General features: G+C 62.0%; 17 protein-coding genes. 12 read left to right on the top strand and 5 right to left on the bottom strand.

The features are described 5' to 3' along the window. Window positions 1-3 precede the first annotated feature (3 nt). Window positions 4-2145, bottom strand: a complete 2142-nt coding sequence (gene traD / locus NE850_RS24770) for a type IV conjugative transfer system coupling protein TraD (protein WP_310699506.1) — start codon at window positions 2143-2145, stop codon at window positions 4-6. A gap of 24 nt (window positions 2146-2169) precedes the next feature. Beyond that, window positions 2170-4305 (bottom strand): MobH family relaxase, encoded by a 2136-nt coding sequence (mobH, locus tag NE850_RS24765; protein ID WP_310699505.1) that lies wholly within the window; start codon window positions 4303-4305, stop codon window positions 2170-2172. A 615-nt stretch (window positions 4306-4920) separates the two neighbouring features. On the opposite strand from mobH, the gene NE850_RS24760 reads away from it, so the two are divergent. The 8 genes from NE850_RS24760 to NE850_RS24725 are packed head-to-tail and all read left to right on the top strand — an operon-like array spanning window position 4921 to window position 12092. Next, window positions 4921-5439, top strand: coding sequence for a lytic transglycosylase domain-containing protein (locus NE850_RS24760; protein WP_310699504.1), 519 nt, complete (start codon window positions 4921-4923; stop codon window positions 5437-5439). Further along, window positions 5436-6485, top strand: a complete 1050-nt coding sequence (locus NE850_RS24755; RefSeq protein ID WP_034194652.1) for a CpaF family protein — start codon at window positions 5436-5438, stop codon at window positions 6483-6485. Before NE850_RS24760 ends, NE850_RS24755 begins: the two co-directional genes overlap by 4 nt. After that, window positions 6478-6900 carry a hypothetical protein gene (locus tag NE850_RS24750; RefSeq protein ID WP_310699502.1) on the top strand — a complete coding sequence of 141 codons (423 nt, stop codon included), beginning with the start codon at window positions 6478-6480 and terminating at the stop codon, window positions 6898-6900. Before NE850_RS24755 ends, NE850_RS24750 begins: the two co-directional genes overlap by 8 nt. Before the next feature lie 9 nt (window positions 6901-6909). After that, window positions 6910-7269: a VirB3 family type IV secretion system protein gene (locus NE850_RS24745; RefSeq protein WP_310699501.1), complete on the top strand. Its 360-nt coding sequence runs from the start codon at window positions 6910-6912 to the stop codon at window positions 7267-7269. Then, on the top strand, window positions 7263-9947 hold the full coding sequence (locus NE850_RS24740) for a conjugal transfer protein TraC (RefSeq protein ID WP_310699500.1): 2685 nt from the start codon (window positions 7263-7265) through the stop codon (window positions 9945-9947). The genes NE850_RS24745 and NE850_RS24740 overlap by 7 nt, the downstream gene beginning before the upstream one ends. After that, window positions 9940-10743 (top strand): conjugal transfer protein TrbJ, encoded by an 804-nt coding sequence (locus NE850_RS24735; RefSeq protein WP_310699499.1) that lies wholly within the window; start codon window positions 9940-9942, stop codon window positions 10741-10743. The genes NE850_RS24740 and NE850_RS24735 overlap by 8 nt, the downstream gene beginning before the upstream one ends. 15 nt (window positions 10744-10758) lie before the next feature. Next, window positions 10759-11043, top strand: coding sequence for a hypothetical protein (locus NE850_RS24730; protein WP_310699498.1), 285 nt, complete (start codon window positions 10759-10761; stop codon window positions 11041-11043). A gap of 20 nt (window positions 11044-11063) precedes the next feature. Next, window positions 11064-12092, top strand: coding sequence for a type IV secretion system protein (locus NE850_RS24725; protein ID WP_310699497.1), 1029 nt, complete (start codon window positions 11064-11066; stop codon window positions 12090-12092). Window positions 12093-12094: 2 nt separating this feature from the next. On the opposite strand, the gene NE850_RS24720 is transcribed toward NE850_RS24725, so the two are convergent. Further along, window positions 12095-12361, bottom strand: a complete 267-nt coding sequence (locus NE850_RS24720) for a hypothetical protein (RefSeq protein WP_310699496.1) — start codon at window positions 12359-12361, stop codon at window positions 12095-12097. Window positions 12362-12436: 75 nt separating this feature from the next. On the opposite strand from NE850_RS24720, the gene NE850_RS24715 reads away from it, so the two are divergent. From NE850_RS24715 to NE850_RS24700, 4 genes are read left to right on the top strand one after another with little or no spacing between them, the layout of a single operon-like run. After that, on the top strand, window positions 12437-13183 hold the full coding sequence (locus NE850_RS24715; RefSeq protein ID WP_310699494.1) for a VirB8/TrbF family protein: 747 nt from the start codon (window positions 12437-12439) through the stop codon (window positions 13181-13183). Beyond that, on the top strand, window positions 13180-14208 hold the full coding sequence (locus tag NE850_RS24710; RefSeq protein ID WP_310699493.1) for a TrbG/VirB9 family P-type conjugative transfer protein: 1029 nt from the start codon (window positions 13180-13182) through the stop codon (window positions 14206-14208). Before NE850_RS24715 ends, NE850_RS24710 begins: the two co-directional genes overlap by 4 nt. A gap of 2 nt (window positions 14209-14210) precedes the next feature. Further along, on the top strand, window positions 14211-15539 hold the full coding sequence (locus tag NE850_RS24705) for a TrbI/VirB10 family protein (RefSeq protein WP_310699492.1): 1329 nt from the start codon (window positions 14211-14213) through the stop codon (window positions 15537-15539). Then, window positions 15536-16009 (top strand): TrbG/VirB9 family P-type conjugative transfer protein, encoded by a 474-nt coding sequence (locus NE850_RS24700; RefSeq protein WP_310699491.1) that lies wholly within the window; start codon window positions 15536-15538, stop codon window positions 16007-16009. The genes NE850_RS24705 and NE850_RS24700 overlap by 4 nt, the downstream gene beginning before the upstream one ends. Before the next feature lie 252 nt (window positions 16010-16261). Here NE850_RS24700 and NE850_RS24695 read toward each other — a convergent pair whose 3' ends face one another. Continuing rightward, the gene (locus NE850_RS24695) at window positions 16262-17269 is read right to left on the bottom strand and encodes a hypothetical protein (protein WP_310699490.1); all 1008 of its coding nucleotides are present in this window, start codon (window positions 17267-17269) and stop codon (window positions 16262-16264) included. Beyond that, the gene (locus NE850_RS24690; RefSeq protein ID WP_310699489.1) at window positions 17262-17798 is read right to left on the bottom strand and encodes a hypothetical protein; all 537 of its coding nucleotides are present in this window, start codon (window positions 17796-17798) and stop codon (window positions 17262-17264) included. The genes NE850_RS24695 and NE850_RS24690 overlap by 8 nt, the downstream gene beginning before the upstream one ends. Window positions 17799-18181 lie beyond the last annotated feature (383 nt).

The following is an 18181-nucleotide window of genomic DNA, read 5'->3' as shown; positions in this document are numbered from 1 at the left end:
TGGTCAGAATCCCGCGCCCTTGCCTTCGACGGCCCACGGTGCGGCGGTTGACGCCGGACCGCTCGCACCAGCCGGCATGAAGCTACCGACCGCTCCGCCAATAGCGTCCGGCGCCACCCCTCCCGTATCGTCAAAGGCCGATACGGCCTGGACGTACGACGCATAGCGCAAGCGCATGTCCGCCGCCACATCATCAAGCCCCGGTAGCATGACCGGATCGTGTGCGTCCAGCAGCGGCAACCGCACTTTCACAAGCTGGCCTCCTTCAATCAGCGCAAACGCCTGGCCCTTGGGTAGCTGCGTCAGGTCCGACGGCTGTAGCATCGGAACCGGCCGCACAGAGATCTGATCGTGAGTCTGCGCGGTGAAATGCACCCCCTCCCCGCGGCGCACGGCGTCTGTCGCCGACGACGCCAGCGTCAGTGTCTTCACGTCGACCATCGGTAACTGGTCGGTCAGGATTTTCGCGGTCGTGACGTACTTCACACGCAGCATCACGAGCGTGTTGAAGTTGCCGAAGATCTGCTCGGCCTTGGCGCGCGAACCGATCTTCGCTTCCACATCGGCGCTCGTTTGCGTATAGGCCGTCACCTGGTAGCCCGCCCCACCCGCCTTGTTCACCATCGGCACGAACTCGTCACCCACCAGTTCGTTGAATTCGTCCGCATGGATCGACACGCGGCGCTTTCCGCCGGTGGCGCTCTGGCCGTAACCATGCCCATACTTGTAGATGCGTCCCGCAGTCGACGTCAGGTCCGCAAACATCGCGTTGCCGACCACGCCCGCGACCTCGAAGTCAGACAACGCATCGAGCCCGACGTACACGATCCCACCCCGGTCCATCACCCGGTTCCAGTCAAACACCGGGCGCAGGTCGTCCGGATCGCCGTAATCGGGAGACAGCAACTCCGACGTGCGCCCTGTGGTGAGCTTTTCCAGGAGCGGGTACAGCGAAGAGATCAGCTTGTCGAAGTACGAACGCTCGTTACTGATCACCGACAGCAGGCCGTTCGCGATCGGATCAGTCCAGCCCTGCTGACGGATCAGGTTCGCAACCTGCAGCACCTCCTGATTGCGCTGCAGCCGCATCGCCTGTTTGGCTTCCTCCTTCTCCAGCGGTTCCAGCCCGTCTTCCCAGCCTGGATGATCACGATCGAGCCAGAAGCGGAAATACCGCAACGCCAGTCCGTCGATGTTCACCGCGTTCTGGTAGATCATCTCGTAGGTCGGACGGATGCCGAGCGCACTCATCGCGCGGGCCATCACGTTCACGAAGCGCCAGACGAAATCCCGGAATGCGGCCGACTGGCCTTCCTTCGGCAGGTTGCCGGCGATGCGTGTCGCCACTTCGGTGATCCTCGAATACGTGCCGATCGGGCTGTACCGCGCGGACTTGTCGGGATAGCCGAGATGGAAGAACGTGAACTCGCTCTCCCGGCCGCAACGCTTCGCCTCCGCATACATGCGCAGCAGCAGGTCGACGTCGCCCTTCGGGTCGAACACGATGACGATGTCACCGCGACGGATATCCTGGGCAACCAGCACCTCGCACAGCCGGGTCTTGCCCACGCGGGTCGTCCCGAGCACGGCCATATGGCCGACGCGCTCAGCGAGGTCGAACCAGATGTCGCGCTCCTCCGGCTCGACGCCGTGCAGTGCTGGATCGCCGCCGACCGGTGGCAGCGGCGCGACCGGGTTCCACCATGCCTGCCGGCGCGTGATACGTGCAAGGCGCCCGTCGGGACGTAGCCGCTCGTAGTCCCGCGCGTGGTCATACAGATCGTTGCGGGCAAGCAACCGCCTGTTTTCGGGCAGCCGGGCCTGATACAGGCGCTGCGTGTGAATGCCGCTCCACCGGAAACCCCGGCCGAGAAATACCTCCCTGTCCGAGCAGGGAATGGCCGCAGCCGGAATCACATACTGGGGCAGGCGCCGCAGGTTGCGCTGGAAACGGATCAGTTGCCATGCCTGCCGCCCTCGCACGAAGGCGACTGCGAGCAGCGCAAGCGTCGTTACTCCGCCTGTTGCCGGCGTGACGAGGAATAACGCGGGATCGGACCAGAGCACGCCCGTCGCCGCGAGCGCGGCAACGGACGACAGCAGTTCGACCGGCCTGCGGAAGCGGTTTTCGACGGGATAGGCCATCTCCATTTCGCTCCCGGTCGACGCTTATGACTGCGCCGGGCCGTCCCGGTCCTGAGCCGGCTTCTGCTTCGACTGGATCATCGCGTTCGGCGGCGGGACGGGATTGAAGAATCGCTCTGGCTCCGGTACGAGCATCACCGACAGTTGCCGGCCGCCCGCTCCCTTGATGTTGTAGTGGATAAGATATGACCGGCCGGCTCCGCCCGAATCGGCCGCCACGGGATAGCCAGACTTCTGGAAATCGCGCTGAACCTGTTTCCACGGTTCCGGCGTTCTCCCGTCATCCGTGGGTGTCTGCTCGATCGCTTCGGGATGTGCCTGCGCGAAATCACGGAAAACGGCAGGCGTGACGAGCAGCATGCCTTCCGGCACGAAGTGCACGCGCGCCATCGATTCGTTGTACGGCAGCGCGCCGGTGGCGACGCCTTCCTGCACCCAGGCCAGGAAGCGCTCCGCGTTCGGGCGGGGCTGCCGGCCGCCTTCACGCGAAGCAACGGACTTCGCGGGCACCTTCGCTTTCTGTTTCGGGCGCACGGGCGACGTGACCTCGTCCGGAACCGGCCCGTCTGCTTTCGGCACCTCGCGTTCATGAGATGCTTCGGCCTGCAATGCGGACGCGCTCTCTGCGTCAGGCAGGAAATCTGCAGCATCATCGTGCGAAGCCGGTCCGGACACGTCCGTGCCAAGAGCCAGCGCAGGTCCATCGCCTGCCGCCCCATGGCGATCGGGAATCACCAGCAACATCGGCACAACCGCGCCCAATTCCTCCGTGTGCGCCTCCGCCGATGGCGGTGAAGCGTCCGCCACTACCGCTGGCCCTGGACCCTCCGTTTCCCGCGGAGCAGACTGGACATCTGCAGCGGCACCGGACGAATCCCCCTCACCCGAACCTGCTTCCTTATCCTTGCCCGCCTCGAGCACACGCACCGCGCCGACCGCCAGCGCGCGGGGATATCGCCCCGGGTCTGCATACAGCCGCTCGAGCGGAAAGCGCAGGACGGTAAAGTTCTGCTTCCAGGTGCCGACCGTGATCTCGACGGTCCAGATCGCCCCACCCTCCGGCGTCGGAACAAGCGCCCCGTACTCCTGCCAGGTATCGAACAGCCGGTTGTTGTCGGACGGGATACCGGCCGCGCCTGGCTGCTGCTGTTCGTGCCGGGCCAGATACGACCGCACAGCTTCGGCGAGCGTCTTTGCGACACACCACAGCGATTCGCCATCGCAGTAGCCGGTAGCACCCGCCCGGTTGAGCGGTAGTTCGCCCTCCGCCAGCAGCCGACGCAGCCCTTCCATCAGCCGCTCGATCAGCGGAACCGTACGGGCGGTCGCAAACCGTGTGCGCGGCCCGGCAAGCAGGTTCTGCGCAACCGAGCGCCGGTCCGCCTCGCCGACAATCTTCGCGAGTGCGCCGTCCGTCGTTGCGCCGTCGCCCGACAGGTACGCTGCCAGTTCGTCAAGCACAGGCGGATACTGCGCCAGCCAGCCGAGCGTAGCCGATGGAACAAGACGCTGGAGCAGCACGATGGGCAGGCGCGCGTGCGCGCCGTAGTCCCGCTGGGCCGGGTCGGGAAAGTCGACCTGGTACCACTGACCGCCCTGCTCGTTCATGCTGCCTGCCAGCGGTACCCACCGGCGCGTGTCCGTACCGCTGACGAGCTGCACCTTCAGGTCAGCCAGGGGCTTGCCGATGTCATGCAGCAGTGCGGCGATCAGCACCGCATAACTGCAACGCGCGCCGTGCCGCATCTGGTCCTCGGGACTGGCGCCGAGCGGCAGACGATATCCCTCGCGAAAGCGCAATGCATATCGGGCCACCTCGAACAGATGGATCAGCAATCCTCCCGGCTGGGCATGATGATGCGACTCCGATGCGGGCAGAAGCTGAACGAATTCGGTGAGTCGCTCGATGAGCGGCTCGACGTCGCGACGTTCATTGTCTGTTGACAGGCCCACGCTGCTGCCGATCCGGTGGGCTGCGCCCTGCATGCCGCTCCGGTCCAGCAGCTCGACGTATCCGAGGACCGGCAGGTGCTGCGCAGACGGCGCTGGTCGCAACACGACCGGCGCGGAAGACGACGCGGGCGGCGACGCCGCCTGATGCGGCCTCGCTGATGCTGGCACGGACAGCCGCAGCCAGGCCAGGGCGGTACTGAATGCCATGTGGTTTTGAGTGGGTACGGTGAAACTGGGGTTCAAAGAGGACTGCTACTCGATACGTCATGGCCCCACAGTACGCAGCCGGGCCGACGTCGGCCCGAAATGCCTGCATGGAAGCGGGTCACCGGATGCAGTCATGCCGCACACGAGCACACCCACGCCCAGGGTCGGCAGAGCGATCTGTTCCTGGCCTTCTGCAGCATGCGCTGCAGCCTTTTTTTCCCTTGCGGCAATGCCCTTTTTCGCCCTTCACCCTTTGCGCCTTTGAGCGGGTGAAGCGTCTCATCCCAAGCTTCACCCGCGGCCTTTGGATAAGGCCCTTCCCTTTGAATTGCCCTTTGTTCCCCTTGCCTTCGCGGCCTTCGTCAACCGCCTTTGTATCTCGCTGGACGGTCCGCCCCACGCCGGGACCATCGACATGCAACCCGAGAAAAACCTGCTTAAGGAGTCGCACGCCCGAGCAGGCATCCGGCCCACCGGCACGCCGTCGCTGCCTACAGTGAAGCCGTCGGTCCGCTCCCCTGGGCCGACGCGCGCTGTTGGCCTGCCGGGGTGCACCCCGCCCCCGGCAGGCTCTTTTTCCGGCAACTGTCTCGATAGTTAACTGATGAGGTCAAGGTGAAGCGTGTGCGGATCGTTCTGGCTGGTGTCGTCCTCTGTGCGTCGGCCTGCGCCGTCCGGGCGGACTGCATTGACGACGCCGCACGGTTTCATCACCTGAACGCGCGGCTTGTGCGCGCAATCGCAACCGTCGAATCCGGGCAGCACCCGGACGCTGTCCACGTCAACGCGGACGGCACCAGCGATATCGGGCTCATGCAGATCAATAGCCGCTGGCTCAGCACGCTGTCGCGCTTTGGCATTTCTCGCGCCGGACTGTACGACAGTTGCACCAACGCGTACGTCGGCGCATGGATCCTGTCGCAGAACATCCATCGTCTCGGGCTGACGTGGGACGCTATTGGGGCCTACAACGCCGCGACTCAGACGCGGCGCGTTGCGTATGCGCGCCGCGTCTACCGGCAGATCTTCGCGGCACCGGTATCCGCTCAGCCGGATGCGGCGTACCGCGCATCTCCCGCGCCCGGCTTCGTGGCGAAGCTGTTCCAGCCAGTCGCTTGGGGGAATGGACGATGAGCCGGCTCACCTACGAATACGCGATCGAGGTACTCAATGACTACCTCGGCCCGCTACAGGGCATGCTCGCTGACGCAGACGTGCAGGAGATCATGGTCAACCGCGCCGACACGATCTTTGTCGAGCGCCATGGCGTCATCTCCTACGTCGCGGGCTGCGACCTCGACCCGGACGCGCTCGACCGAGCCATCACGATTCTGGCCAATGTCAATGCAAAGGAGCAGACACCATTGCTTGACGCGCGGCTACCCGGTCTGCGCATCGCGGCCGCCCGTCATCCGGTTGCCGTTCACGGTGACATGCTGTCGATCCGCAAGCATGCACGCCGCCGCATCGGACTCGCCGAGTACGAACGCACGGGTGCCTTCAACGTCCTTCCGGCGGGACAAACTCCCGTTGCGCGCCGTCGCAACGCCGCGCTGCTCGGGCGGCTCGCAGATGGCGGCATGGCACTGCTTGAATTCTTCCAGTGGGTCATGCGCGAACGGATCAACGTCGCGTTTTCCGGTGGCACCTCCTCGGGCAAGACCACACTGCTGAACGCGATGATCGACGCGATGCCACAGGCCGACCGGATCGTCACCATCGAGGACACGGCCGAACTGCAGGTTCATGCGCCCAACCAGGTGGCGTTCGAGACCAACCTGGGCATCACGATCCGCGACCTGGTTCGCTTTTCCCTGCGCATCCGCCCTGACCGGATCATCGTCGGCGAAGTCCGCGGTGCCGAAGCCTTCGACCTGATGGAAGCGCTCAATACGGGCCACCCCGGCTCCATCGTGTCCTTTCACGCCGACTCCGCGGACACCGCGCCCACACGCCTCGAATCGCTCATCCGCATGAGCGACGAGGGGCGCCTGATGACCATCACGGATCTGCGCCAGAAGATCGCCTCAACGTTCCGCTTCTTCGTGCACGCCGAGCGTCAGGGCGCGGTACGTGGGCCCGTCGAGATCCGCGAGGTACTCGGCGTCCAGAACGATCGGTACCAGACGCGTTGCCTGTTCTCGCGCTTCGGCGCCGTCGAGGATTCCGTCCATGCCTGACACGACACGTACCTCCCGGGTTGCAGGCGCGACCCGCCGCGCGGCCTCGCGTGCCTGCCGCTACTGCAGCGAAGTTCGCTTGGCGTGGCGAAGTCTGCTGATCCAGCACGAACGCCCCTTGCGCGCCGTCCTGGTTGCCCTGTGGCTCGGGTCAATCCCGGCAATCGCGCACGCAGGCATCTGGAATGGTGGCCTGTGCACCGTCTATCAGGACGTGCTCGACAACGAGCTACTCGAAGTCGTCTCGCTGTCCGCGCTCGTGGGCTCCATCGTCCTGTGGCTGCTCGATGACGGTCGCAGCAACATCAAGACCCACGTCCTGCGTGGCGTGCTCGGCACGCTCTCGATCCTGAACATGCCGCTGCTGTGGGCGCAGGTCTTCAACCACGGCGCTGCCTGCTCCGGTACCGTCTGAGCGCAATACATGATGGAAAAGCCGCCACCCGATTCCCGCGCACCAGCCGGCGAGCCCGACGATCCGCTCGCTGCCCGCATCCACAAGACGATGCTCGAACAGTTCCTGTTGCTCGGCATCGACCGCAAGTGGTGCATCGCACAGGGCGCCATTGTCATCACCTTTGCCGCCGGCATGCGCACGTGGTGGGTACTGCTCGCAGTGCTGGTCACCCACCCCGTACTGTGGCTCGCGGTGCGGCGCGATCCGGACCAGATCCGCTGCTACACGAAGTACAGCCGTCAGGGCGACTACTACGAGCCTCGCCAGTTGCTGCGCCAGAAGGTCAACGCCCGTCCGAAAGGCTTTGCGCGGGGAATGCCATGCTGACGCCCGCCTTCGCACGCTCGCCGTTCGACGCCGAACCACTCGCGCGCATCGAACAGCGCACCGACGGTGACCGCCGGGCGTCGGCCGAACTCGTGCCGTGGCTCTTCCGTTTCAGCGACACGCTCGTGGTCAACAAGGATTCGGCGGTCATGGCCACCTATGGCTTCTCGGGACCGGACGCCGATGCGCTCTCGAACAGCCACGTCCTCGAGCTGATGGACAACCTGGTCACGTCGCTGCGCGACATGGCGCGCCGCCCCATCACCATGTGGTGGACGGTTCACCGCCGGCGCAGTGCCCAGTACCTCAGCGTGCCGATGCCGGATCCCGTCTCGCAGCGGATCGACGATGCCCGTAGGGCCACGTTCGAGCAGGCAGCAAACTACACGAACCGGCATTTCGTCACGTTCACGCTGGCACCGGAGGTCGGAATCGACCGCTTCGCCGGCAAGGTGACGCATGGGATGACGCACGATGACCTTTCCATCGTCAAGTCGCTGGTGCAGGCCGTGCACGGTACGTTTTCCGACCAGTACCTCTTTGCCTATACTGCCTCGGAACTCCGGGCCGTCGTCGAGACCTTCGAAAACCTCCTGTTCGGCTTCACGGCCAGCAATCCGCGTCTGGACTGTCATCGCCTGTCCGGTCCCGAGCTGGGCGCCTTCATGCACGCGTGCTGTTCGCCGCCCGGTGACGACCTGCCGGCGGTCGCGGTGCCCGACATCCCGGCGCTCGACCTCGCGATGTGTGACGCCGAAGTCCGCCCCGGTCACGACTATCTGCACTTCTACGCCGGCGGGCGGCAACGTTTCGGCATCGCGGCCGGCATTCCGGCCCGCCGCGACTTCTGGCCTGACAGCGTACTGCCGACCAGTCTCGACGGTCTGCTGAAGGTGCCCGGTGAACTGACGGTCTCCCACTGCTTCCGGCTCGCGACACCGACTGCGGCGATGCGCTTCATCGACGGCGTGCGCCGGTATCACGAGGGACGCCGTCTCGATACACGCTCGCTGCTCGCCGCCACCCTGCGCGGCGGCGACATGTCCGGTGCGCGCCAGAACCAGGCGCGTTCAGCGGCGGCCGACGATGCCAACCGCAGGGCCGGCCGCGTCGAGATGGCCGAAGAGGTCTACGGGTACTACAACCTGTCTGTACTGTCGTATTCGCCGGTATTCGACACCAGCCCCTTCGATGACGGAGGCGCGGCCGAAGCGGCATGGATGCAGGCAGTCGCCACCCACAAAGCCGTGGAGGAAGCGCTACGCGCTGCCCACTTCACGCCCGTTCGCGAAACGCTCCATGCGCTGTCCGCGTTCGCGACCACCATTCCCGGCATGTGGCGCGAATGTGCGCGATGGGCGTTCATCGACACCGGGGCACTGGCGCGCGTGCTGCCGCTGCGTGGTGTCCTCGACGGTCACCGGATCAACCGGCACCTGAGCAAGGAAACCAGAGCGCTGTGCCCGGCACTCGCCGCGTTTCCCACCGAGTTTGGCACCCCCTACTGGTTCACCGGCTTCCTTGGCGATGTGGGCCACATGCTCGTATGCGGCCGGACCGGCTTCGGCAAGACGATATTCATGCTCCTGTGCGCCACGCTCTTCCGCAAGTATCCGGATGCCTGGCTGTACGGCTTCGACAAGGATCTGTCGATGCGCATCCCGACCATGCTTCAGGGTGGCCGCTACATGCAGTTCGACGCCCAGGCGACCGCCGTGCATACCGACGAGCGCGCGCAGATGAATCCGCTCGTGCTGCTCGCCGACCCTCGACATCTGGAGTTTCTCTCCGAATGGATCATCCTGCTTGTCCAGCAACGCGGTACTTACCGCGTTACCGCGGCCGACCGACGCGAACTTGAAACATCGCTGGCCGCAACGCGCAGCCGTGCCGATCACCGCCTGTGGCGCCTACGTACGGTCCACGCGTCGCTGCCCGCCGGACCACTCGCGGACGAACTGGCTCTCTGGGTCGGCAGCGCCGTCCACGCCCATTACTTCGACAACGTCGACGACAGCTTCGACGACTCGCACTGGGTCTCGATGGCAACGGACCGGATCCTGGGGAGTCCCGTCGTCGCGCGACCATTCCTTTCATACGTCACCTACCGTATCCAGGATTCACTGGAGCAGCGGCGTGCTCAGGGTGTCATCGGACCGACGCTCGTGATGCTCCCCGAAATCTGGAACCTCCTGGACGACGAGGCGTTCGCCGCCCAGATCGGCAACTGGATCGTCACGATGCGCAAGAAGCTTGGCTGTGTGTGGATGGATGCCCAGTCGCCCGAACAGGTGTCGGCCTCGGCCATCTGGCCGCAGATCCGCGACAACGTACTCGTGCGCGTGTTCGTACCCGTCGAGAACTTCACGCCTTCGGCGAGAGCCGCTTACCAGCGGGACTTCGGGCTCTCGGATGGACAGATCCGCACGATCCAGAAGCTCGTCGCCAAGCGCGACTACTTCATCGCCGAACAGGGCGGCGCGTCGCGCCGCATTTCCGTCCCCCTCGATCCTGTCTCGATTGCGATCCTGCGCTCCGAAATGAGCGCCCAGATCCTGTTCGACCGGCATCTGCATTCTGGCTTTCCCGACTGGAAAGAACGCTATATCGATGAGGCAACGGCACAGGTCCGCGGCGATTCCGCGAAGCAGTCATGGCTGGAGGTCGATCATGCGTAATGGTCCGCTTTACCGCACGGCCGCGGCCCTCGCCGCCGCGTTGCTTCTGCATGTCAATGCCGCCCAGGCCGGCGGTGGACTGGATGGCGGAGCCACCGAAATCACGCAGATAGCGAACCACGTCGAACTGGCTTCATCGGTCGCGCAGCAGGCGCAGATGGTCGAACAGAACGTCCAGGCGCAGATCACGCGCCTGCAGCAGTACGTGACGATGGTGCAGAACCTGAAGCAGGTCCCGACCTCGCTGATCAACCAGACGATCGCCCCCTACCGCACCCAGATTTCCAGTTTCCAGTCGCTCTCGACCGCCATCACGCAGCTCCAGTCGGCGGCCAACGCCACGAACCAGCTGTTCGGACGCAGCCTGTCGGAAATGAATACGACCGGCATGTCGCCGTCGCAATGGCTGTCTGCCTATACGACTCTCGCCTCGACGCGCGGCGGTCTCTACCAGCAGCAGTTGACACAGGACATGCAGAGCCTGAACACGCTGGCCACCCGTGCCCAGAACCTGCAGCAGATCCAGTCCCAGATTCCCAACGTGACCGGCACGGTGCAGGGCCTGCAGATGCTCAACCAGCAGTCGAATGTTCTGGCTGGCGAAATGGTCGACCTGCACGCGCTGATGCAGCGCCAGGTCGCGCAGCAGATGCAGGACCGGGCCAGCCAGGCGCAGGCGCAGGGGAATGCCGCACAGCTTGCCACTGCGCGCTCGGCGGCGATGGGACAGGTCAACCAGCTGGAGCAGCAGACGACGCAGGGTGCCCCTGACTTCAGCCTGCTGCAGGACCAATGAGCGAGGAGATCGACCGTGTTGCTGCGCTGGCTGATCCACACCCTTTGCATGACACCGGCCGAACTGCGTCTCGTCCTGGAAGGCGTGCGGGCCTACCACCAGTACAGCCAGCAGTCACTGCACGAACGCGATCCGCAGTGGCGCTTCGACCGGCGGATCACCCGCAACGTGCGCCTGTCATTGCTGACCGGTCTGCTCATCGTCCACATCGACAGCCCGCACGTCTTTGCGGCCGGTCTGATTGCGCTGCCTCTCGCAGTCCTCATCGCCCTATTGCGGCTCATCGGGACATTGCGTTGAGCATGCCCGGAACCTGAATAATGAACGACGTCATCTCGGTCCTCAACACGCTGTTCTCCACCATGCAGACGACCGGAACCGGCCTGCAGACGCTGTTCCTGCCCGATGGTATCGACCTGCTCGCCGCACTCGGACTGATCATGGCCACCTGGCACGTGTTCCTGTGGCTGCTCGAGGGGGATTTCCCCGGGTTCTTCGCGAACCTCTTCCGCCACCTGATCAGATGCGCGGTCATCCTCGTGATGCTCACCACCTGGAGCAGCACCGTCCACAGTTATTTCGTCGACAACATGCAGACGATGGCCACCCGTGTATCGGGCGGACAGGGCAATCCCGGTGACCTTCTCCGCACGCTCATCAATGCTGCGTCGACCATCATGCAGGGTGTGCGCACCCAGGCCGCGCAGGTGTGCCAGGACGTCCCTGACGTAACGCCAGAAGGCGTCGTGATCCCTAATACCAATCATCAGGAATGCGGATCGACCAGCGACACGGGAGCGAACTCTGCAGGACTGAGTTCGATCTGGACGCTCGTCAAAAATTTGCCCTTGATCCTGCTCGCATTCCTTGCGAAGGCTCTGGCAATCATCGCGATCACGCTGATGACGCTGATCTTCGTAGTAGTCGTGCAGTTCGGCTCCTTCCTGCTCGATATCGCGTTCTGCCTGGGGCCAGTACTGATTCCCTGGTACGTGCTGCCAGCGGGCGAATTCCTGTTTGATGGCTGGCTGAAGTTCACGGTTTCAGCGGGCCTGTTCAAGGTGGTCGCCTGGCTGATGATGGCCATCGTCAACAGCGGCGTGCTGCCCGGTATCCAGAGCCTCGTCCAACAAGCGGCGACGCAAAACGGCACAAACAGTGACGCGTATTACGCGACGAACTACCTCGCGATGCTAGCGCTCGCGCTTGTCTGCGGCGTGGGGGCTTTCATGATGTGGCAGGTACCGGATATCGCTAAATCGATTGTCTCCGGTGGTGCCGGGGGCGGATTACGCGGTTTTGGAAAGGGCGTCATCGGAGACAAATTGACACCCAACGTATTGAAGTGAGATCAGTGATGCCCGCTCTCGTTTTGATGACTCGCGTAGTAAGCATTCCAAGATGCATCAGCATCCCGAAGATGCTGCTCGTCTGCATCCCGAGACCGCTCCCGATCTCGCGGAGTTCGACCAAGCGCGGCCCATGCGAGAAACACGACCGCGCTGGCGAACATCATCGCCACACCGAAATGCTGCGCGCCGACCTGGTACAGGACGAACGCCGCAAACACCAGCATCGGCAGCACGAAATACAGCAGGATGATCTTGAGCTTTGCCATGACGGCACCCTTGCAGCAGGTGAACTGGATCCCAGTGTAGCACCGCGGGCTTTGGCCTGCGCAGGGGCGTGAGCGATGCGAAAGAAGCTCTCCCCCGCACTTTCACAGCCCGCCGCGGCGTCCGCCGCTGACCTGCCCGCTCCGCCCAATACGGGCGAAGCGGTCGCCGCGTGGTTTGCCGCATTCCAGAGGCCGCTCTGGGAAAAGCGGCTCGCGATCAAGCTGGCCGCCGCGTTTGCGCTGATCGCGGCAGGAGAATGCGCCGCACTGATCGTCCAGAGCACGCATAGCGGTCCCCGTCCCTATTTTGTTGAGCATGATGAACGCACCGGCGCGGTGTGGGTATCCGACCGCTATGCCGAGGCCTATTCCGTCACCGCGGCGAACAAGCGCTATTTCCTCGTCAAATGGGCGTCACGCGTGTTCACAATCGAGGCGGACAGCCAGGATACCCTCACGCGCCAGATCCCGGCCGCGTTCGGCTGGACCTCGGGTGCCGCCACCCAAGAACTCGAAACGTACATCACAACGACGGATCCCGTGGCGCAGCGCGTCGTGCAGACGCCCGGACTCACACGCGAATTCGTCGAGAACTCCACGTCGTTCTCGCCCGACGGCCAGCTCGCGTATCTGATCTTCACGCTGATCGAAAGCGTCAACGGCAAACCATCCCACCCGAAGCAGATGCTGCTCACGGCCAGCTTCCTGCTCGCGCCGGAAACGCTGAAGCCTGGCGAGGAGAAGGACAACCCGATCGGACTTCGTATCACCCATTTCAGCCTCACGCCCTACCTGGGCGTCAATCCGGGAGCGACGCAATGAACGTCATCCTCACCCTCACCTGCTCAACGGCTGTCGTCCTCGCCAGCATGGCCAATGCCTTCGCGCAGACCTCGACCATCCCGTCGGACTCGCCAGCACCGCTACCTGCAAGTGCTCCAGTTCCCGCCTCCGCTCCGTCCGGGCAACCAGGAGACCGTCACACCATCGTCGCTCCCAGGGAAGAACGGCATGCGGTCGCGCACCGGCCGCTCAACGGACCGTATCCTTCCCCCGACAGCCCCTCGCTCGTGGTCTACGACTACGATCCGGATTACCTCTATCCGGTTTTTGTGCGCACGAACGAGGAAACGCATCTGGTTTTCGGCGAGGACGAAGAAGTCACCGGTGTCTATCTGTCCGACACCGGCAAACGCTGGCTCCAGCATACGGCGCTCACGAAACGCGACGTGTTCATCGAGGCGCGCCTGCCCGGACTCGACAACGCCGCGACGATCATCACGTCCCGCCGCCGCTATGAGCTCGACCTGCGCTCGTCCGACGACAGCAAGGTATATCACCGTGTCTCGTGGCACTACCTCGACGCGGACGCGCTGTCGCCCGCGGCGCAGACGTCTCCGTTCGGAGTCGAGTATCCAGGCAACGTTCCGTCGTCCACCGGCACAGCCCCCGATGCCGGCTCGTACGAAATGCCAGCCACATCCAACGCCCGGCGCACCGCCGCACCACGCATCGGTCTCGACCACACGAACTTTGACTACCGCGTCGAGGGAACGGCGCCATTCGCTCCGCTAATCGTTTTCGATGATGGCCGCTTCACGTTCCTGCAGTTCCCCCATCGGGCCGAGTTGCCCGCGATCCTGCTGATGGACGAAAAGAGCCAGGCAGAAATCGCAAGCTTCATCCCGCTTGGCAACGACTTCTATGAGGTCCAGCAGACTGTTCAGTATGGCCTGCTGCTCAAGCGGGGAAAGCAGGAGGTCAAGGTCTTCAACGGCCGGGGCAACGGTTGCGGAATCTTCGGCTGCGATTCCGCCCGCATGAAGAACGTCTACGGGGGCCCGTAATCATGGCCGCCCCCGACAACCCTGGTGGTTCGCTTACGTCGGATCCACAGCGACTCACCCGCATCCGGCGGAACCTGGCAAAGACTCTGCTGATCGCACTCTGCTCAGCATTGCTTGCCATCGTCCTCGTTCACGCGCTGTCGCATCCGCACGAAACCTCAGCCGAGCGGCTCCAGCGCGAACAACTTGAAGCTGATGCCCGGCAACCTCAGGCGTCCCCGGATGCAATACGCAAGCGCCTCCAGGATCAACGCAACCTGGCGATGGCACGGGCGGGCACTGCCGCGTCGGCTGCGAGCGCACCGCTCGGCGGAACACCGCTTGATGGTATTCCGGCGGGCGTTCCCGGCGACGATACCGGGCCGCTACCGGACAATTACCGCGACACTGGCCAGCGGACCAGCGGTAACGATGCAGATCGCCTTGCGCTGCAACGGCAGATCGAGGCCATGCAGAGCCAGTCGCTCGTCGCCTATGAAGACACGGGCAGCACTGCGGGACAGGATTCCGGTGGTTTCTCGCTGGATCAACTGGCCGGCAACCTTGCGAGCCTTCCGAACCGGCAGTCGTCGACCGTGCCCCCGAATACCGGCAATGGTCAGCAGGGCACCGCAACCGGGCTCTCACCCGTGGGTGCCGCCACCGCCACCGACCGGCGCAACGGGGACTGGCTGAAGCAGCAGGCCCAGCAGGACGACGACGAAAAACCACTGGTGCCTGTACCGCTCAGCTCGCCTTATATGGTCGTCGGCGGCACGCCGATTCCAACTGTCATCCTGCAGGGTGCGAAGAGCGACATGCCCGGCACCTTTCGGGCCATGGTGGATCGCGACATCTACGACAGCATTGACGGCGCGTGCCTGCTGATCCCGAAGGGCACCCGTATCCTTGGTCGGACCAATAACGACGTTACGATCGGCCAGGACCTGATGCTCATGGCCGCAACCAGGATGATCTTCCGCCACGCAACGATGCGTCTTGACGGACTTATTGGCAGTGATCCGGACGGCGAGGCCGGCGTGAGTGCGGACGTCAATAACCACTTCTTCAGGATCTTCGGCTCGACGTTCCTGATCGCGGGCGTGGCAGCCTGGGTTGGCCATAACCAGAGTCAGCAGAGCGGAACGACGATCAACATCAACGGGGGAGTCTCAACCGATCTGTCCGACGCCGCCGCCCAATCGCTGTCGCAGACCACTCAAACGATCCTTCAGCGCAACATGAATATCCAGCCGACGCTGACGCTGGAGCCCGGTCAAGGTATCACGTTCATCACACAGCGGGACATGATGCTGCCACCCAACGTTACTGACGGGAGCTGCAATCGATGAAACGCGCCACCACCCTGCTCTCTGCAACCATTCTGGTCGCTGGCTGTCTGCTTCAATCGGCCTGTGCCGAACCACCACCCGTCGCAGGCCCCGTCTATGACTTCGACTGGCGTCTGGGCGGTGCGGCCGAAGTTCGACCCTACCAGGTGTTCGATGATGGCCAGAGAGTTTTCCTGCAGTTTGACGATCCGAAGCGCGTGCCCGCCATCCTCGCGGACACACCGGGCGGTCTCGTGCTTCTGCACTGGCGCCCCGATCCGCCCTATGTTGTCGTCGACCGGATGGATCCCGCACTGGTCTTCCGTTCGGCAGGCCGGGAAGCCCGCGCTGTACGGACGGCGCCCGGCGGCCCACCCCGGATGGCGCAATTCGGGGCAGCCCGGCCATCAGGGGAAGCCCCGGTCACCGCGCCCCAGCAAGTTAGCGGCGCAGCGGCACGCAGCATGAATTCGCCGCCTGACGACAGATAACGCGGGCAAGACGCCTCGGCCAGTCAGGCAATGCTCACAGGAAGCTGCATCCATGCCGGGATTAAACGGGTATTCGGATTCAGCGGTTGACGCTCGCAATACATGTTGCATTGCGAGAACCCGACATCCTAAACATGTGTGGGACATCGGGCACATGTCACCCAGAACCGCCGTTCGAGATGCGAAGACAATAGTCTGCTGAGAGCCTACAGCGGCCAGTCGAATCTTGTGTTTCACATGGTTGAAAAAGGCCTAGACATGTGTGGGTTGAACATGCTTCAGATGGTCGTGGTCAAGGATGTGAACAATAGTGCCAATAATGTCTCCTTCGACATTGGAGCGATTTTCAAATATCAAACCAGCGTACTCCTTGAATTCAGGGGCAGTTTTTAAACCGTTCAAAACTCCTGTGTGAACTGCGCCTTGACACCGAGAAAGGCCAACCGTCATCAGTCGACCGTATAGCCTCAAATCATCGGGCGTACAATCGATACTTCGAAATCCAGAGTGCACAGATGCGTTTCGGAAATCTCTAATTTTGTCGACAACGCCCTTCATCTTCTTTTTCCACTTCGAATATGATGTATTTTCGGAGAGTCGCTTTAACAAATCTCGGGAGATATATTTCGAATAGGCATTACCCGGAAACCCAAGAAAAAGCATCAGCGGACTGGTAACGTCATCATTCTCACTCTCTTTGAACAGAGCCTCAACCGCAAACCAGCGATATAAGAGGCCTAGATGTATGCTTTTCTCCTGCCTCGCATTTCTGGACCAATGAATTGAACGTTTATATCTGTCGAGCAAATCTCCGCTACGATATGCAAGAAGTTGGGTGTTATTGATTTGCGGCATCGAGTACTGTGATCTGATGAATAGCATCGTCGGTGCGAACCGCTGCTTCGTAATCACTTGATACTCACCGGTATCAAGATTCTTTACATATCCACAGTGTGCCACCGCAAGATGGCTCATCGTATATTCGACGGTTAGTAGGTCGACCACTTCTACAAAATACTGATCCGCGAGAATTTCGGCATCTTCAGACGTCTCGGCCTGCACAATAACTGCGATTCGACAGGCAATCTCAATTTCAACTTCAGCCTCAAGTTTCGTGGAATCAACCGAGTTTTTCAACACGGACATTTCCTCCGTATCTTGTTTGCGTGCAGGCCGGATTTCCACGTTTCCATATACAATTGTGGCCGGTACTGCAATTCCAGGCTTCTTCAATAATTTACATACATAGAAATTAGTCATGAGCGTGCCCAGGCATAGATGAAAGTATCTCGGCCAATCTCGTTCGCAAAATCTTCTTAAGCTCCACTTCGGCTTGTGGTGAAACTTGAGCGCCCTTATTAAGATAAAGAGAGATAAATTTTCTCGCGATGCGAATGTCATTTAACCATAACACACACTCAAGCACAACGCCAAGCGAGTCCGAATCCGAAAGACCTTCGTCCATGGCGGCATTAACACTGCCTTTTAATTTTTCCCTGTCATAAAACGCAAAATAATATCGACAATGAAGAATGAATCTTTCTTTATTCTTCATGCCCGAACTCGCCAACGCCTTATCATATCTTTCCACAAACGGGTCCATTCTTCTTATGGCAAGAAGAAATGCCAATTTGTTTGCGTATTTATTTGTTGGCGCCTCCTGTAACATTTTTTCGCAAAAAAAGGAAGCCTCTATCACTCTTCCAGAATCAAGCAAGGATGTAACATAGTGGCGTATAGAAATATGATTTTTTGGTTTCGAGAAATACTGTTTTTCTATTGCATCCATTTTTTCGCACTCGCCACTATAGATATTCCCGGCATAAAACTTACAGGTCGCCTAAGTCACCCGTATTGTGATGTAACTCACATAAGTCGAGTGCATAAGGTCTCGACGTGTTTTGACTTTGACACATCGCGTATGGACTAACAAGCGAGAGATGAACACTTGCCCTTGCTCGCGTTGGTCCGTCGTCCATACCACGCGAACGACCGCTGACGGTCGGGCAACCATCGTTTGCGCTTACATCGCGTAGGGCCGTTCCTGGCCGAGGCCGTGTAAAAACGCGTGAGCCGGCAGTCTGTCGAGCGACTGGTGAGGCTGCGCCTTGGCAGCTTCCTGCTTTCTACGACTGAACTGATTGCGCCACGCCAGCAAGCATAGCCACGTGT

Origin of the sequence: Paraburkholderia sp. USG1 (assembly GCF_031570135.1) — a bacterium.
In the GTDB taxonomy this organism is placed as follows: domain Bacteria; phylum Pseudomonadota; class Gammaproteobacteria; order Burkholderiales; family Burkholderiaceae; genus Paraburkholderia; species Paraburkholderia dioscoreae.
This window is presented reverse-complemented; position numbering and strand designations above follow the sequence as displayed.

What these genes read in the sequence shown, in the direction of transcription:
- NE850_RS24710 (WP_310699493.1), top strand. Translation starts at nt 13,180, where the DNA reads ATGAACGTCATCCTCACCCTCACCTGCTCAACGGCTGTCGTCCTCGCC.
- NE850_RS24750 (WP_310699502.1), top strand. Translation starts at nt 6,478, where the DNA reads ATGCCTGACACGACACGTACCTCCCGGGTTGCAGGCGCGACCCGCCGC.
- NE850_RS24720 (WP_310699496.1), bottom strand. Translation starts at nt 12,361, where the DNA reads ATGGCAAAGCTCAAGATCATCCTGCTGTATTTCGTGCTGCCGATGCTG.
- NE850_RS24725 (WP_310699497.1), top strand. Translation starts at nt 11,064, where the DNA reads ATGAACGACGTCATCTCGGTCCTCAACACGCTGTTCTCCACCATGCAG.
- NE850_RS24715 (WP_310699494.1), top strand. Translation starts at nt 12,437, where the DNA reads ATGCGAAAGAAGCTCTCCCCCGCACTTTCACAGCCCGCCGCGGCGTCC.
- NE850_RS24700 (WP_310699491.1), top strand. Translation starts at nt 15,536, where the DNA reads ATGAAACGCGCCACCACCCTGCTCTCTGCAACCATTCTGGTCGCTGGC.
- NE850_RS24755 (WP_034194652.1), top strand. Translation starts at nt 5,436, where the DNA reads ATGAGCCGGCTCACCTACGAATACGCGATCGAGGTACTCAATGACTAC.
- NE850_RS24745 (WP_310699501.1), top strand. Translation starts at nt 6,910, where the DNA reads ATGATGGAAAAGCCGCCACCCGATTCCCGCGCACCAGCCGGCGAGCCC.
- NE850_RS24690 (WP_310699489.1), bottom strand. Translation starts at nt 17,798, where the DNA reads ATGGATGCAATAGAAAAACAGTATTTCTCGAAACCAAAAAATCATATT.
- traD (WP_310699506.1), bottom strand. Translation starts at nt 2,145, where the DNA reads ATGGCCTATCCCGTCGAAAACCGCTTCCGCAGGCCGGTCGAACTGCTG.
- NE850_RS24705 (WP_310699492.1), top strand. Translation starts at nt 14,211, where the DNA reads ATGGCCGCCCCCGACAACCCTGGTGGTTCGCTTACGTCGGATCCACAG.
- mobH (WP_310699505.1), bottom strand. Translation starts at nt 4,305, where the DNA reads ATGGCATTCAGTACCGCCCTGGCCTGGCTGCGGCTGTCCGTGCCAGCA.
- NE850_RS24740 (WP_310699500.1), top strand. Translation starts at nt 7,263, where the DNA reads ATGCTGACGCCCGCCTTCGCACGCTCGCCGTTCGACGCCGAACCACTC.
- NE850_RS24695 (WP_310699490.1), bottom strand. Translation starts at nt 17,269, where the DNA reads ATGACTAATTTCTATGTATGTAAATTATTGAAGAAGCCTGGAATTGCA.
- NE850_RS24735 (WP_310699499.1), top strand. Translation starts at nt 9,940, where the DNA reads ATGCGTAATGGTCCGCTTTACCGCACGGCCGCGGCCCTCGCCGCCGCG.